Consider the following 15263-nt stretch of genomic DNA (forward strand, 5'->3'; position numbering starts at 1 on the left):
CCCCATGACGTCTACATCCTTTGACTACACCCGGACCGACGCTGTCGGTCTGAGAGAGGCCATTCGCGCAAAAATTCTGTCGCCGCATGAGGCTGTTCATGAGGCATTTGCAGCGATTGATCGGTGCAATCCTAAGCTGAATGCTGTGATCTACGAGATGCGCGATCAAGCGGAAGAACAGCTTAAATCGCTGCCAGAGGGTCTGCTTAGCGGTGTTCCGGTTTTGTTGAAGGATGATTGCCCTTCCTATGTCGGTGCAGCAATGTCCTTTGGATGTCGTGCGGCAGAGGGAAATATCTCGCAGCGCGATCATGAACTCGTCAAACGCTACAAATCCGCTGGTCTGGTGGTGGTGGGTAAAACCAATTTGCCGGAGTTTTCCTGCAATATCGCAACGGAATCTTCGCTTCATGGTCCAGCACTCAATCCCTGGGATGTTACACGCAGCATTGGCGGTTCTTCCGGGGGGGCGGCAGCTGCCGTTGCCGCGCGCATGGTGCCTGTGGCCTATGGCAATGACGGAGCAGGCTCGATCCGTATCCCGGCATCTTGTGGCGGGCTTTTCGGGCTGCGTCCGTCGCGCGGGCGAGTCCCATGCGGTCCGGTCTCAACAGAAAACTGGGGCGGAATGGTCAGCCATCATGTGCTGACGCGCTCGGTTCGCGATTCCGCAATGATGCTTGATCTGACAGACGCGCTTGAACCGGGTTCGCTGTACGCGGCCCCGGACAAGACGGATCTGTTCGTCAACAGTGTCAGAATGGCGCCGCGGAAACTTCGTATTGGTGTCTGGCAGGAGTCTGATCTGCGTCATGATCTGGATGAGCAGACAGTCGCAGCACTTGAGGCGACGATTGCTTTGTGCGAACGGCTCGGACATAACGTTGTTCGGGTGAAGCCTGATTTTGACGGCGTTGAGCTTGCGGGTGCCGTACAAAAACTGATCGCCGTTTACACCGCAATTGAAGTGGCAGATGTTGCCGCGACAATGGCAAAGCCTGCCAATGAACTTTATTTTGAACCTTCAAATCTGGGATTGGCCGCTTACGGCGATAGCTTGGCTGCGACAGAGGTTATTCAAGCGCGTTTGACCGCAAACAGTACGGCGCGCAGTTTTGGTCGTCTGTTTGAAGAATGCGATGTGGTGTTAAGCCCGGTCATGCCGGTTGGATCATTTCCGCTTGGGATGCTCGACGTGCGCTCACCCGACTGGAAAGGGTTTGCCCGGCAGTTTCTGGAGCTGACAACCTTCACCCATCCGGTCAACGCTGCTGGCTTGCCTGCGATGAGTGTCCCACTTCACGAAACGTCTGATGGTTTGCCAATCGGCAGCCAGTTCATTGCTCCTTATGGGGCCGAAAATCCGCTATTCCAACTAGCAGGTCAGTTGGAAGCCATGTGTCCATGGTCTGATCGACTGCCCGCTATTCACGCCTGAAATCAAGAGACAAGCGATGCTCTATACAAAGCCCTATTTCCAGCCGTCCGATACGACCGAGGTTTTCGATCTCGTTGATAGAACGGTGCTTGGTACTTTGATCACCAGCCATGAGGGAGGCCTTGCTATATCGCACCCCGTCTTCATGATGGATCGGACACGCGGCGAAAACGGCACGCTGGTCTCGCATGTTGCTGCATCCAACGATCATGTTGAGTTTTTGAAACGCGGCCTGCCATCAATCGCAATCCTGATGGATGCTGGTCATTATGTATCATCGTCATGGTATCCCGGTTATCCGGAAAGGGACAGCGCACCGACCTGGAGCTTTATGGTTGCTCATATCCATGGCGCGCCCAAAATCCTGTCGGAAGCAGCGACCGCCAAACATCTCCACGAGCTCGTCAAGCATATGGAAAAGGGTCGTGACAAGCCGTGGCAGATGAAGGAACTCGGTCCCGGTGGTCTGGAGTGGCGTCTGCCCAATATCGTAGGCTACGAAATGCAGATTGAGAAGATGGAGATCAAGTTCAAGCTTGGACAGGACGAACGGTCGGCAGATATGCGTGCTGCGATCAAAAAACTGCGCGAAGAGGGGCGGGAAGATGTCGCCGAAATGATGGCGCGTCACTGCAAAATTTAGAAAATAAGGTGGAGTGGGTTCATAATCAGTCCCCTGTGCATAGCGTGTATTTAATTCGACATTGGCTGGCAACAGAGCCCATATTGCCAGACTTCAATCACTCAAGTGGATAGGTCCCGGAATGATATTCAACCAAGGAGTGGTTTTCGTGACCAAGGATTATATCTATTTTCCCATCCAGCGATGGTGTCCAGAAGGAATGAACGACGTCAGTGCTGGCGAGCTGGAATTCTCCGCGCTCCCCGACCGGAAGCCTGATTTCGTTAACGGGGTGTACTGGCCTGGCGCGCCCCGGGAGATGGTATGTGATATGCAACCAGAATTGCTCACCGGCAATTCAATCCGGAGGCCGGAAGTGGCGGTGACTTTTTGAAGGGGCGTAAGCCGGGTATCGCAAGACATCGCAGGCGCTGAACGCGCCGGCATGTTCTGACTGGCAATCAGCACATCTCCCAATGGCGGGATTCAGAGGCTCGTTTCCCATCAAGGCGAGCCGTTCAAGTGTCATCGACAGATGCGTTTTCTGATAGGTGACTAACGTTGCTATCACGCCCTTCATTGATCAAACGTTTGCAACAGATCCTTATGAAGTGCTTCGAAGCGGCACGACATGTGCAAGCAGTCACGCCGATCCATGATCTCATTTACAACTTGCATTACTTGCCTCGCAACAAAATCAACGCCACCGATCACCATGAGTTACGCCAAACCGCCAACACCGTGTGGCGCGAAATCGCGTGGCTGAAATCGGCGCGACAAAGCCACTAAAGGCCGGGTCATGTTCAGATGTGGGTTAATGTAACAGAGCCGTCATATCTGCTGTCCTCGACAATCAGATCATGCTCTTCAGTGACAGCAATTCCTGTGCTGTGGCTTCATCTGTTATAAGCACTTGAGCCCGGGTGGTCATGATGCTGGCGCGGATGATTTTTGCTTTGCGAATGCCGCCTGCCGAGATGATCACCTTTGGCACTTTGCGCAGTTCCGTTGGGTTGATGGCCATGGCGCGTTTGTTAATCGGATGATCGACAATTTCACCGGCCTCATCAACGAATTGGCACAACACATCGCCAACTGCGCCAGCTGCCTGCAGGCTCTCGGCATCTTGTGCTGTCAGCAAACCGCGACGGAAAATCGATGCCTGTTTGCTGACATCCGCCACACTCAAAACTGCGAGATCTATGTCGGAAACTTTGCTTCTCAGTGCTTTCAGTTCCTGGATTTCCCACAGTTCCTTTGCCAGAGCCACATGAGGCACGAAGACGGGGGCGGTGATCTGGAAGAGTTCCGTCTTGTAAAACTCAGCCAGCCGCCATGCGACAGCTGATGGATTATCAGCCATCGAATGTGTCAACCCGCCGAGCAGGGAGATAACCGACAGGTCATTGATTTCACGCCACTTCAGATGGCTCATACAAGCCTGCAACGTTGCACCCCAGCCAACGCCGACTGTCAGCCCGTCTTGCAGGCGATCTGAAAGATAACGTCCGGTGGCGTGGCCGATCACGGCGGAGATACTGGCTTCGGATTGATCGGAAGAGGGCACGACAATGGCTTCAAACAGCCCGAGGTGTTTTTCCAGCGCACGTTGCAAACGGATGAGCGGCTCGGCATGGGAATTCAGAGAAATCTGGACGATGCCCTCGTCGCGCGTGGCAGCCAGTAGCCGGAAAGCCTTGATCCGGCTGATATCCAGATTCTGCGCAACCTGCTCCTGCGTCAGCCCTTCAATATAATAGAGCCACGCGGCACGTAGTTTCAGCTCGTCCTGATCTGCCTGAAACTTGGTTTTCGGCTTTGTGCTGCGGGCCATTATTCTACCTTTTGCGTCTTTCTTCCAAGAAGGCTCACTATCTCATTTGCGTGCGATAATGATGCGATAATTACCTTTACGTCAAGAATTGTTTGAAAACATAAATGAACAAAAATATTGTGGTTGAAAAGAATGTACAAATAAATCATATGTTGCCACGTAAATTGCGGAGACTCTCCTGCTGGGAGAGGGGTTTTCAAGAGGTGGGAAATGCGAATTCTGATTTCAAACGACGACGGTATTGATGCTCCCGGCATTGCGGTGCTTGAGAAAGCCGCGCGTCTTTTGAGTGATGATGTGTGGATCATCGCACCGGATGGAAATCGCAGTGCAAACGGACATTGTGTGTCTCTCACGGCTGGGTTTTCGGTCAACAAGCTTGCAGACAAGCGTTACGCCTGCACGGGTACGCCGGTGGATTGCGTGATCGCTGCAATTCACTGGGTATTCCGTGATCAGCAAACGCCGGATCTCGTTTTGTCGGGTATCAATGCCGGACGCAATGTGGCCGAGGATGTGTCCTATTCCGGGACGATGGCAGTTGCCCGCGAAGGCGCGCTGAACGGCATTGCTTCGGTTGCTTTTTCCGCGCCGCGTGATTGTGAGGCGTTCGATGCAGATGCTCTGGCGTGGCTTGCCAGTCATATTCGCAATTTCTGGGAAACCAGAAGCGATTGGGCGCATGACGGTCACTGGCTGAACGTCAATTTGCCGCGCAAACTGCCCGCCGCATTGGAAATGGCTGAAATCGGCCGCGACAAGAACCTGAAATATGTGAATCTTTTCGAAGAAACGGAGAATTCAGTTCACATTCAGCCATTAGCGGATCGTGATTACAAATCCAACGGCAACGATGAGAATGCGTTGATTGACGCAGGAAAGGCCAGCGTGACCAACCCCAACTGGTTTGGCCATTCGAAAGTGCCGGCATCGGTGACCGGACACAAGCCTGCTTGATATCGGTGGCGCGTAAAAACACACCCCCGTTAGCCTCTGCTAACGGGGGGTGTGTTTGTTTAAAGACGGCCGGTTTCGGGCCTTTCAAGAGTTTAGCCACCGATCAGCGGGTAAACCACCTTGATCATGTCTTCGAGGTGATCATTGGCGAAACCGTCGTGCTTTAGCACCTTGCTTTCAACGTGACCCTCATCAGAGAAGTGATGTTCCATATAGCCGACTTCGCGAGTGCCACCCATTTCCGGAACAAGCTCTTCCGTTGTCGTAAACGCAATCGATGAGCACCATTCCAGATGCACATTGCCGCGCTTGGATGAGCGCTGCTGATGCAGGTGGCCGCTGGCGATTAGCCGCAGCTTTGGATGGTTGATCAGACCCTCAAGGCGACCCCAACCCTTTGGATCGACAGTCCAATAGGTCAGCTCGGTGCTGTCCGTATTATCGATGTAAATCGGCTGATGCGAGAATACGGCGAGGTAACGGTCACCAGATGACGCGATCTGTTGGTCTATCCAGTCATATTGTTCGGCTTCTTGCGGCAGGCCGGAACCAATCAGCATCGAGCTTATACCGATGATTCGCCAATTGCCTTGATCGATAACCCAGCGGTCGGCGCCAAAATAATCTGCAAATCTCCCATAGCGCGCGGCATTGATGGCGCTGCCATTTTCACTTTCCGGCTTGGAAAGGTTTGGATTGTCGCCCACGTCATGATTGCCAGCAAGAAAATGGATAGTTTTGTCGGATTCCTTAAAGAAATCCCGGCAGAACGCATAATCCTCGTCATAACGAATCCCGTCCAGGGTCACATCGCCCGTGTGGATGATGAAGTCATGATTTGATTCCGCCAATGGTTCGGCGAGCAGGCGATTGTTCTCGCGGAAATGGTCAGTTCGCGGCGAAAGGTGAGTATCTGAAATCTGTAATATGCTGAATCTGGACATGTTCGCTCCCATAATGAATGAGTCCCAATACAAAGAAACTCATTTTGTACAAAAGTATTGACTGCGAATAAAAAGTTCAATAATTTTTTTGCGGATGGAGACTGGTTCCTTGGGTTAGTCCCAAAGTGTTGCCTGTCGGGAGCTGTTTTTGTGCCGATGCGGTTTCAAAGGCAGATATAAGTATTGGGAGGGGACGCGATTGTCGGGAATTGAGATCGTCAATCTCAACAAGAAGTGGACGACATTCCACGCGGTCAATGATGTGAACTTTACCGTTGAGCCCGGCACGCTGACTGTGCTGCTTGGGCCTTCGGGTTGCGGTAAATCCACCTCTCTGCGTCTGATCGCCGGGCTGGATTCTGTGACCTCGGGCCAGATCATCATCGGTGGCAAAGACGTCACCAACGCGCCGCCCGCGAAGCGGAGTCTGGCGATGGTGTTTCAGTCCTATGCCCTGTTTCCTCACTTAACCGTTGCAGAGAACATTATTTTCGGCCTGCGTGTGCGCAAAGTGTCTGCCGGTGAGCGTGACCAGCGTTTGAAGCGCGCTGCCGATATTCTGGGTCTGTCGCATCTGCTGGATCGGCGCCCGTCGCAGCTCTCTGGCGGTCAGCAGCAGCGTGTTGCTCTGGGGCGCGCCATCGTCGCAGAAGCTTCAGTGTGCTTGATGGACGAACCGCTTTCAAATCTCGATGCGCAGCTGCGCCACGATATGCGCAAGGAAATCCGTAACTTGCAGCAGCAACTCGGTATGACCATGATTTACGTGACCCATGATCAGATCGAGGCCATGAGCCTTGCCGATCAGGTTATTCTGATGAAGGGTGGGAAGATTGAGCAGAAGGCAAAGCCTTCCGAACTCTATCTGGAGCCCGCCACCACGTTCGTTGCCCGTTTTATCGGGACGCCACCAATGAACATCATCCGTATGGCCGATTACGACGGCAAGGCCGCTATCAGTGGCGCCCCAAATGGACCGGCGATTTTGAGCGATCCTGCCCGGGGACTTTTACTGGGATTGCGCCCCGAGGAAATCCGTGTGGCGGAGGAGGGGCGTGTGAAAGCCTCTATCGAAGCCATCGAATATCACGGTGCGGACAGCATTCTCGAATGCCGCGTGGGCGATCAGTCTTTGCAAGTGCGCATTGAAGGCGTTCGTCGCCTCAATCGCGGCGATACCGTTGGTCTGACATGGGCGCAATCTGCGGTGCATGTGTTTGATGAGGCGGAAGGACATCGCGTCGAGCGCACGGCCTTAGCCGTTTAACCAGAAAATGATCGGGGAACGATCATCCCTTGGGAGGAGAGAACAATGAATTTGCAGGTAAAACGATCTGTAACGCTCTTGGCCACATCAGCTATGCTGACCGTCGTGGGTGGTTGGGGAGCAGCCCAGGCAGAACCCGTCGAAATCAGCTTTTACTATCCGGTCGCTATCGGCGGTCCGGTCACCAAAATCGTGGATGATCTGATCACCCGTTTTGAAGGGCAGCATCCGGATATCAAGGTAAAGCCGATCTACTCCGGCACCTATCCGGAAACCCTGAGCAAATCGTTGACGGCTTTCAAATCCGGTCAGGCGCCTGAAGTCGCGGTCATGCTCTCTACCGACATGTTCACGTTGATCGATGAAGATGCCATCGTTCCTTATGAGGATCTGGCCAAGACCGACGATGACAAGGCATGGCTTGCAGGCTTCACGCCGGTTTTCATGGTCAACAGCAAGAGCGAAGACAAGACATGGGGCGTGCCGTTCCAACGCGGCACCACCGTTTTCTTCTGGAACAAGGATGCCTTCAAGGAAGTTGGTCTTGATCCAGAAAAAGGCCCACAGGACTGGAAAGAAGTTGTCGACTTCGCAACAAAGTTGACCAAGCGTTCTGCTGATGGAAGCGTTGCGCGCTGGGGCATGCAGGTGCCGTCGTCGCTGACCTCCTACTGGTTGCTGCAGGGATATGTTGCGCAGAATGGCGGCAAACTTGCCGAGCCGGATGGGAAAACCACTTATTTCAACGCGCCTGAAGTTGTCGAGGCGATGCAATATTGGGTTGATCTAGCCCATAAGCACAAGGTGATGAAACCCGGCGTGATCGAATGGGCGACCAATCCAAAAGACTTCTTCGAAGGTCGCGCCGCTATGATCACCACCACCAGCGGCAATCTCACCAATGTGAAAACCAATGCGCCTTTCCCGTTCGGCGTGCAGACCCTGCCAAAAAACGAAGCCTATGGTGCACCGACCAGCGGCGGCAATGCGTATATTTTCAACGTTGAAGATAAGGCAAAGCAGGCGGCGGCATTTCAGTTCGTGAAATGGCTCTCCTCTGCGGATCAGGCTGCCGAATGGAGCATCAAGACCGGCTATATCGCTGCCCGTGATGATGCTTGGCAAACGGAAGCCATGAAGAAATATGTTGAGGAATTCCCCGGCGCAAAGGTGCCGCATGACCAGATTCCTTACATGGTGCCGGAACTTTCAACCTATGAAAATCAGCGCGTCGCACGCGTGATCGACGATGCGATCGAGGCGTCGCTGACGGGCAATAAGAGCGTTAAACAAGCTCTCGACGATGCGCAGGCCGAGGCCGAGCGTATCCTCAAGCCCTACCAGTAATAGGTTGGCATCAGAGCTTCGTACGGCTCGTCCATACGAAGCTCTTTATCGTGCAAGAATGACAATGCGACGTGTGCCCGGCAGAGCCGGTTCACATGATCGCAAGAAGGCTGGAGAACTCGCGTGAACCAGGCGAAAAACCAGATAACACCATGGCTTCTGCTGTTGCCGGCCACTGTCTTGCTGGCAGTGTTTACGCATATTCCAGCCGTCATGACGTTCATCAACAGCTTCTACCAGACGCCGCGCGGCAAGCGTCCGCCTCGCTTTGTCGGCGTTGATCATTATACGACAATGATCAGCGATCCGGTATTCTGGGCGGCCCTCAAGAATAACGCTATCTACGCGCTCGGCACTGTACCTGCATCCATAGCATTGGCCATGCTGATGGCGATCATCGTGAATTCGTCCATTCGCGGTCGCTCGCTGATGCGGATGTCGTTCTTCATGCCGACCGTGCTGCCGATGATTGCAGTCGCCAATATCTGGCTGTTTTTCTACACGCCCGGCTATGGTTTGATCGATCAGTTTCTGGGACTGTTAGGTTTCCATGAAACCAACTGGCTGGGTAATCCCGATACCGTGCTTGGCAGTCTGATGGTGTTGGCCATATGGAAGGAAGCCGGTTTCTTCATGATCTTCTATCTGGCGGCATTACAGCAGATCAGCCCGAGCCTGTCCGAAGCGGCAGTGCTTGAAGGCACGGGACGCTGGTACTTCTTCCGCCGTGTGACGTTTCCACTATTGATGCCAACCACTTTGTTTGTGCTGATCAATGCGGTGATCAATGCGTTCCGCCTGATCGACCATGTGATTGTCATGACCCGTGGCGGGCCGGACAATGCCAGCACTCTGCTGCTCTACTATGTTTACAATGTTGCATTCCGTTTCTGGGATACGGCCTACGCATCAGCTTTGACGGTTTTGCTGCTGCTGGCGCTTGCTCTTATCGCCTTCGTCCAGTTCGGGGTTCTTGACCGCAAGGTGCATTACAAATGAGTGCAATGACATTACCGCATCAGCCACGCGAATTCTCGTTTTGGCGAAGCCTTGAAACCGTGGGATGTTACCTGCTGGGGCTGCTCTGGATCCTGCCTTTGCTCTATGCCGTGTGGATGGCGTTTCATCCAGCGCAATATGAAGCTCGGTTTGATCTCTTCGCTCCGGTGACACTGGAGAACTTCAGCAATGCGTGGAATGCCGCACCTTTCGGGCGTTATTTCCTCAACACATTCCTGCTGATCACCACGATACTGTTCAGCCAATTCATTATCTGCACGCTGGCGGCCTATGCTTTTGCTCGCTATGAATTCCGCGGCAAGACGATTGTCTTTATGCTGGTATTGGTACAGCTGATGATCATGCCGGAAGTGCTGCTGGTCGAAAACTACCGCACCATTGCGAAGCTTGGTCTGGTGGATACAGTTGTGGCTATGGGGCTGCCTTATATGGCATCGGCCTTCGGTATTTTCCTTTTGCGTCAGACCTTCCTGACCGTGCCGAAGGAACTGGATGACGCAGCGCGTGTTGAAGGGGCAGGGGCACTCACCACGCTTCTTAAAGTCTATGTGCCATTGGCTAAACCGATCTATGTCGCCTACGGTCTGGTGTCAGTAAGCTATCACTGGAACAATTTGCTTTGGCCGTTGGTCATTACCAATTCGGTTTCCACCCGTCCACTGACGGTTGGGCTACAGGTATTTTCCTCGCCGGATCAGGGTGTGCAGTGGAGTATTATCTCGGCTGCTGCATTGATGACGTCGGCACCTCTGCTGATCGGCTTTTTGCTGTTCCAGCGCCAGTTCGTTCAGAGCTTTATGCGCGCGGGTATTAAATGATATGCGCAAAAGAGCAGGACTTTCGGGTAAAGCCGATAAAGGGGCTAATTCTTAGCTCGTGGTTGCGGCTGTCCCAGTTATTGAGAAAACTAAACCATCACTGGAACGGGCCATGATGCCTTCGACAGCCACATATGTTCGGCTGTTTGGCTTAAATTGCAAGTTCCGACTGTAAGGTTTCACTGCATAATTCAGATGCTAAAAAATAGATTCTGACAGGCAATCAGCGAGCATGTTCGCAAGACGGTGATTGAACAAGGCAGGCATTCCTGAAATTGCCGCGAGAAGTGGAAGCTGCATCATAACCGGTGTGACATCAGCACCTTGACCGCCGCGCCCTATGTTGTCCGAGCCAGATCGGCGTGCCGATAATAAAAATATCCGCATCGAGAATTTTGGTTCTGAGTGTGAGCCACTAATCGTTCTCGCTCTCGCGCCATGTGACACCTGGTTCGATGGTGAACTCGCTCAACCGCATATACTCCGTCTGCACATCAAGATAGACAGGATGCATATCGACGCAATGTAACATCTTGTCGGTCGATGAGGGGGGGGGTGGTTGCTGCTTCGCTTCAAGGTAGCGGTAGCGCGGTGGCTTTAAGGGGAAAGGGGAAGCTACGCTCATTATCTGCCTGCCTTCTCTTTGCGTGTTTGGGTTCACTCAGCGCATCGTAAAGATTTTGGCGGTCCGGGTCAGCGAGATTGTGCCCGGCGGCATCGCGCTTCTTTGCTGGATCGTCTTCAGCAGGTTCGTAACCACGAGGCCGGTTTTCAGGCGGGCCTTCCCATTTCGGCTTCTGGTCTGTCGTACCGGTTTTCGGGTCGTGTTTCATGGAAGCCTCCCGCCATAGGATCCGCCGACCAGCCGAAGACCAAACCGCCGATAGAAAATGAGTGGTCCGAGACCGGTACGGGCGGCCCAATGGTGAAAACCGGCAGCGAAGGCGGCAAATACCAATCTCACACAAGATATTTGCGGATTGCAATAAATTGATGAAAACATCTATGATTGTCGCTCAAAAATCGCCGTGCTGATGGCTCAATTCAGTAAACCGGGGGTGGCGCAATGAATGACGAAAACATGGATCAGCCGGCCAAAATCTTGTTGCCCGTACATTCCTATTCTGGTTCCTATGCGTGGCAAACGAGTTTTTATGATACGGATCTCGACCCCCGTGACTGGTTGGCCGCTATCATCGATGGTTCTGATGACGCTATCATCAGCAAGGATCTCAACGGCAACGTAAAAACCTGGAACAGGGGTGCCCAGCGACTTTTCGGATACGAACCTGACGAAATAATAGGGAAGCCGATCACTATCCTTATTCCAAAAGATCGACTTCAAGAAGAACCTGCAATCTTAGCACAAATTCGGGCGGGAAACCGGGTCGATCATTTTGAGACTGTTCGAAAGAAAAAAGACGGATCGCTTTTTGATATTTCCCTGACCATCTCTCCCATTCGGGACGCGTCAGGCCAGATTATCGGAGCGTCGAAAATAGCTCGCGATATCACAGAGCGACGCCGAACCCAGGAACAGCAGCATCTCCTAATGGGCGAGATGAATCATCGAATCAAGAACCTTTTTGCGCTTGCGAGTGCGATCGTCTCATTGAGCGGTCGCGGGGCGAAAACCGCAGACGAATTGCGTCAGCGCCTGCAAGCCAGATTGTCTTCCCTGGCGAGAGCTCACGCACTTACTATGCCCAACTGGGGAGATGCGGGGGAAGCGGAAATTTCTCTTCACGCGCTCCTCAACACCATACTCGAACCTTATGACCAACAGAATATTACTGTGACCGGGGCCGATCCTACTGTCTCTGGAAAGCAGTTGAGCAGTTTATCCCTGTTGCTTCATGAGTTCGCGACCAACGCAGCCAAGCATGGGGCGCTTTCAACGTCTTCTGGCAGTTTGAGTGTTACGGTCTGGGAAAACCCGGATGCGTTCACGCTGCTTTGGTCTGAAACCGTGCGAACTGAACAAAAGGAATCCGATTCTGAGGGGTTTGGGACCCGACTTGAGTCCGCTCTCGCGAGCGCCCTTAACGCCAGCGTGCAACGCAACTGGCTCGCCAATGGTGTCGAAATAAGCGTGCTTGTTCCCAAAAAAACATAACGTCCCGTTTGCCTGTCATATGCACTGCGGCTTACACGCTCGCGGGGATGTTTTGCCGGTGGCCTTCCTATCAAATTGCGAAGAGCCGAAAGGTCGGCAAATAGACTGTTGAACCAGATCCGATCAATAATGCCATTCCAGCATCTTACCGTAATGGTCGTGAATCTCGCCTCGGGTTAGCTAGTTAACCTGTCAAAATCAGAATTTGATTTATGTATGCCAGATTCTGGCAACAAAACTGCCATTGCGAAGTTTATTTTCCAGTCAACAGCAGGATGATTCTAATGGAAAAAATCTTCGCCAAGTTCAGTGAAAGAGCCGCTTCGGCAGCGGGCAATCAATACACATTTGTAGTCGCTATTCTCTTTATCGCAGCATGGGCATTGTCAGGTCCGTTTTTCGGCTACTCTGACACATGGCAGCTGATCGTGAACACATCCACAACAATCATCACTTTCCTGATGGTCTTCCTTATCCAGAACTCGCAAAATCGCGATTCCTGTGCTCTGCAAGCGAAGCTCGACGAAATTCTGCATGCTGTGAAGAATGCCCGCGAGGACGTGATTGGCATCGAGCATTTGCCTCTAAAGGAGCTGGAAAGGCTTCGCGACGAGATAGAAAAACGTGCCGGGAAATCAGCATAAGTTTGCGGCATTCTTCCGCATTCGGGAATGGCCATTCGTAACTCTGAACCTGCCGTGAGGTTCAGAGGGCGGTTTAACCGCCAAGTTACGCCATACGCATCGCGCGTAGAAAGTGGATGAGAGGACCACGATCAGAGTGTCAGCGCCTACACTCTATCACTTCCGCCACGGGCAGCCCCGGCTTCGCCCGGACCGCCATAAATTTCGAAACTTCTCTTCGCCTCATTCGTGGACCGTAAAATCAAAGTTTGACGGCATTTTCCCTCGCCCATAGCCGGAGCTTGCGGCACGTTGCAACAAATTTCGTCGCTGCCTTTCCATTGTCGAGGGGAATAAGCCCATCGTCCAATTCGGGTTCGATGCCGGTGGTGGCAAGCAGCGGCATTGCGCCTGCGGTAAAACCGATGAACTTGCAGTGCGCGAACGCATCGGCAACAAAGTCCCGCGCCGTAGACTCGCCGACGAGCTGGTTGGCCGCTTCTTCTGACAACACAAGGGCTACAGCATCGAACAATACAGATGGACCGCCGTCAATCATATGGTTGGCCTCCATCCATTCTCCACTGGAAGCTTCGAAACCTCCAAGTGTCGGCGCTACCAGTTCCACCATTGCGCCTTCCTTTTCTGCGGCGTGGCGGATACCCTTGAGCACCTGCGCATCGGTGCCACCGGCAACAAGCACTCCGATCTTTCTGCCCTTGAAGCTGCTGGGCCCGTTCTCAATAATGCTAAGCGCAGGTGACGGAGCAAGATCGTCACCCACGGGCACCATCGTATCCGCTGCTTTCGGCACGTTGCGGATGCCGAGTTTGCCGGCGACCGTTTCCGCCAGATTCGCATTGATGTTGATAAGGTGAGACACCACACGCTCGCGGATCACGGGCCTTTCCACCTTCGACAGTTCGAAGGTCAGCGCCATCGCGATATGCTTTTGCTCCGTCCCCGTCTGACTCGGATAGACATGACGCGCCTGGCTAAATGTCGGTGCGCGTATACGCGCTGAGGGATTTTGTCATCTCGAAATAGCCATGAGCCCCGTAGCCGCGTGCGTGGACCACGCGTTATGGTATACGCTCATGATCAAAATGAAAAATCTTTTCCCGAAAATGGAAGTCTTCGATCAGTGTCGGACCGGAACTGCCGATCTTAAGCGTATTCAGATCGTCTGATACCGGCCCGCCTTGAGAGGTTGTCATGACCGCAGTATCGCCGCTCGCAATCTGATGAGCATCTCCGCCTCCACCTACGTCGAGCTTTGGTCATGAATCTTAAGTGACTTCCGCCCGTCTGCGGCCTTCCTGCTGGCTGACATGGCTGCTCCCTTTCACTCGCAATCTATATTCAAATGAAAAGGGTGCCGAGTGGCACCCTTGACTCATCATCACGCCGCCTTGGCGCGTTGGTTGGCTGATGCATCCGCAAGTTTTGTTAGATCACTGTCCGTCTTGGATTCTTCTTGCAGCGTCTGGTCGAGCAGTTTTGCGGCATCAGTCATGCCAAGCTCCGTCGCGCAACGCTTCAATGTCCCATAACGTGTGATTTCGTAATGTTCGACCGCTTGTGCGGACGAGATAAGCCCGGCATCGAGTGCAGCCGTATCCTTGAATTCCTCCATGATCTCGTCGCCTCCTTCAGAAATAATTCCCTCGATCGCATCGCAAGTTTTGCCCCTCGCCGTCTTGCCCATGATTTCGAACACTTGGACGAGACGTTCGACGTGGCCTTCAGTTTGTTCACGGTGCTTTTCGAAAGCCGCTTTCAAAATCTTCAGACTGCGCCGCACGCTTCATTTTTGGAAGGGCCTTCAGAATTTTGCGTTCCGCATAGTAGATGTCCTTGAGGGTATCGTGGAATAGATCTTCGAGATTTTTTTCCTTGGCCATAGTTCATCTCCTCTCATGAATTGGTCACGTCAACAGTCCGGTAAAATCCCGGCAGCAAGTAAGCGATAGCTGATTACAGGCAGGAATCTGCGCCTCTGCCCCTGAATTAGGTCGTATACTCATAAATAGCCTAGCTATTTGAATGAATTAGTGATTCAAACGCCTCGTAACACGAGGTATTTGATGTCACGTCGTCGCTATGAACTGACAGAACGGGAATGGTCGATTATTGCGCCGCTGTTGCCATGCAAACCTCGCGGCGTGCCCCGCGTTGATGATCGCATGGTGCTCAATGGTATTCTGTGGCGGTTTCGCACCGGGTCATCATGGTCCGAAATCCCTGAGCGCTATGGTGTTGCAACGACCTGCTACA

At 53.0% G+C, this 15263-nt stretch carries 15 protein-coding genes and 2 pseudogenes; 10 read left to right on the forward strand and 7 right to left on the reverse strand.

Features of this window, described 5'->3' with window-relative positions:
* The first annotated feature begins 4 nt into the window (after positions 1 to 4).
* On the forward strand, positions 5 to 1438 hold the full coding sequence (locus JAU75_RS23000) for an amidase (protein WP_199058811.1): 1434 nt from the start codon (positions 5 to 7) through the stop codon (positions 1436 to 1438).
* 16 nt (positions 1439 to 1454) lie between these two features.
* A complete protein-coding gene (locus JAU75_RS23005) occupies positions 1455 to 2081 on the forward strand; it encodes an FMN-binding negative transcriptional regulator (protein ID WP_199058812.1) in 627 nt (208 codons plus the stop codon).
* Positions 2082 to 2178: 97 nt separating this feature from the next.
* On the opposite strand, the gene JAU75_RS23010 is transcribed toward JAU75_RS23005, so the two are convergent.
* Both JAU75_RS23010 and JAU75_RS23015 read right to left on the reverse strand, forming a co-directional pair.
* Positions 2179 to 2397 carry a hypothetical protein gene (locus JAU75_RS23010; RefSeq protein WP_210339390.1) on the reverse strand — a complete coding sequence of 73 codons (219 nt, stop codon included), beginning with the start codon at positions 2395 to 2397 and terminating at the stop codon, positions 2179 to 2181.
* A gap of 516 nt (positions 2398 to 2913) precedes the next feature.
* Positions 2914 to 3894, reverse strand: a complete 981-nt coding sequence (locus JAU75_RS23015) for a sugar-binding transcriptional regulator (RefSeq protein ID WP_210339391.1) — start codon at positions 3892 to 3894, stop codon at positions 2914 to 2916.
* A gap of 210 nt (positions 3895 to 4104) precedes the next feature.
* On the opposite strand from JAU75_RS23015, the gene surE reads away from it, so the two are divergent.
* A complete protein-coding gene (gene surE, locus JAU75_RS23020) occupies positions 4105 to 4851 on the forward strand; it encodes a 5'/3'-nucleotidase SurE (protein WP_151661619.1) in 747 nt (248 codons plus the stop codon).
* Positions 4852 to 4943: 92 nt separating this feature from the next.
* Here the strand turns inward: surE and JAU75_RS23025 are convergent, their stop codons facing one another.
* Positions 4944 to 5795 carry a metallophosphoesterase gene (locus JAU75_RS23025; protein WP_199058813.1) on the reverse strand — a complete coding sequence of 284 codons (852 nt, stop codon included), beginning with the start codon at positions 5793 to 5795 and terminating at the stop codon, positions 4944 to 4946.
* 199 nt (positions 5796 to 5994) lie between these two features.
* Between JAU75_RS23025 and JAU75_RS23030 the strand changes: the two genes are divergently transcribed.
* From JAU75_RS23030 to JAU75_RS23045, 4 genes are all read left to right on the forward strand, one after another.
* Positions 5995 to 7062: an ABC transporter ATP-binding protein gene (locus tag JAU75_RS23030; RefSeq protein WP_151661618.1), complete on the forward strand. Its 1068-nt coding sequence runs from the start codon at positions 5995 to 5997 to the stop codon at positions 7060 to 7062.
* A 45-nt stretch (positions 7063 to 7107) separates the two neighbouring features.
* Positions 7108 to 8409, forward strand: coding sequence for an ABC transporter substrate-binding protein (locus JAU75_RS23035; protein WP_151661617.1), 1302 nt, complete (start codon positions 7108 to 7110; stop codon positions 8407 to 8409).
* Between the two features lie 123 nt (positions 8410 to 8532).
* Positions 8533 to 9408 (forward strand): carbohydrate ABC transporter permease, encoded by an 876-nt coding sequence (locus JAU75_RS23040; protein ID WP_199058814.1) that lies wholly within the window; start codon positions 8533 to 8535, stop codon positions 9406 to 9408.
* A complete protein-coding gene (locus JAU75_RS23045; protein WP_151661615.1) occupies positions 9405 to 10247 on the forward strand; it encodes a carbohydrate ABC transporter permease in 843 nt (280 codons plus the stop codon). Before JAU75_RS23040 ends, JAU75_RS23045 begins: the two co-directional genes overlap by 4 nt.
* Positions 10248 to 10819: 572 nt before the next feature.
* On the opposite strand, the gene JAU75_RS23050 is transcribed toward JAU75_RS23045, so the two are convergent.
* Entirely contained in the window at positions 10820 to 11080 is a 261-nt protein-coding gene (locus tag JAU75_RS23050; RefSeq protein WP_199058820.1) for a hypothetical protein, read from the reverse strand.
* A gap of 233 nt (positions 11081 to 11313) precedes the next feature.
* Between JAU75_RS23050 and JAU75_RS23055 the strand changes: the two genes are divergently transcribed.
* Positions 11314 to 12363, forward strand: a complete 1050-nt coding sequence (locus tag JAU75_RS23055; RefSeq protein ID WP_247880600.1) for a PAS domain S-box protein — start codon at positions 11314 to 11316, stop codon at positions 12361 to 12363.
* A 284-nt stretch (positions 12364 to 12647) separates the two neighbouring features.
* Positions 12648 to 13007, forward strand: coding sequence for a low affinity iron permease family protein (locus JAU75_RS23060; protein ID WP_199058815.1), 360 nt, complete (start codon positions 12648 to 12650; stop codon positions 13005 to 13007).
* A 241-nt stretch (positions 13008 to 13248) separates the two neighbouring features.
* Here the strand turns inward: JAU75_RS23060 and JAU75_RS24155 are convergent, their stop codons facing one another.
* From JAU75_RS24155 to JAU75_RS23070, 3 genes and pseudogenes are all read right to left on the reverse strand, one after another.
* Complete coding sequence (locus JAU75_RS24155; protein ID WP_371836236.1) at positions 13249 to 14001, reverse strand: catalase-related domain-containing protein; 753 nt, start codon at positions 13999 to 14001, stop codon at positions 13249 to 13251.
* Positions 13982 to 14203, reverse strand: a pseudogene (locus JAU75_RS24165) (catalase). Before JAU75_RS24165 ends, JAU75_RS24155 begins: the two are co-directional and overlap by 20 nt.
* Before the next feature lie 185 nt (positions 14204 to 14388).
* Positions 14389 to 14890: pseudogene (locus tag JAU75_RS23070) on the reverse strand (ferritin-like domain-containing protein).
* A gap of 183 nt (positions 14891 to 15073) precedes the next feature.
* On the opposite strand from JAU75_RS23070, the gene JAU75_RS23075 reads away from it, so the two are divergent.
* Positions 15074 to 15263 (forward strand): transposase (locus JAU75_RS23075; RefSeq protein ID WP_199058794.1); only part of this gene is annotated, 190 nt, incomplete at its 3' end.

It is taken from the genome of Ochrobactrum sp. Q0168 (assembly GCF_016427605.1).
Lineage (GTDB): Bacteria > Pseudomonadota > Alphaproteobacteria > Rhizobiales > Rhizobiaceae > Brucella.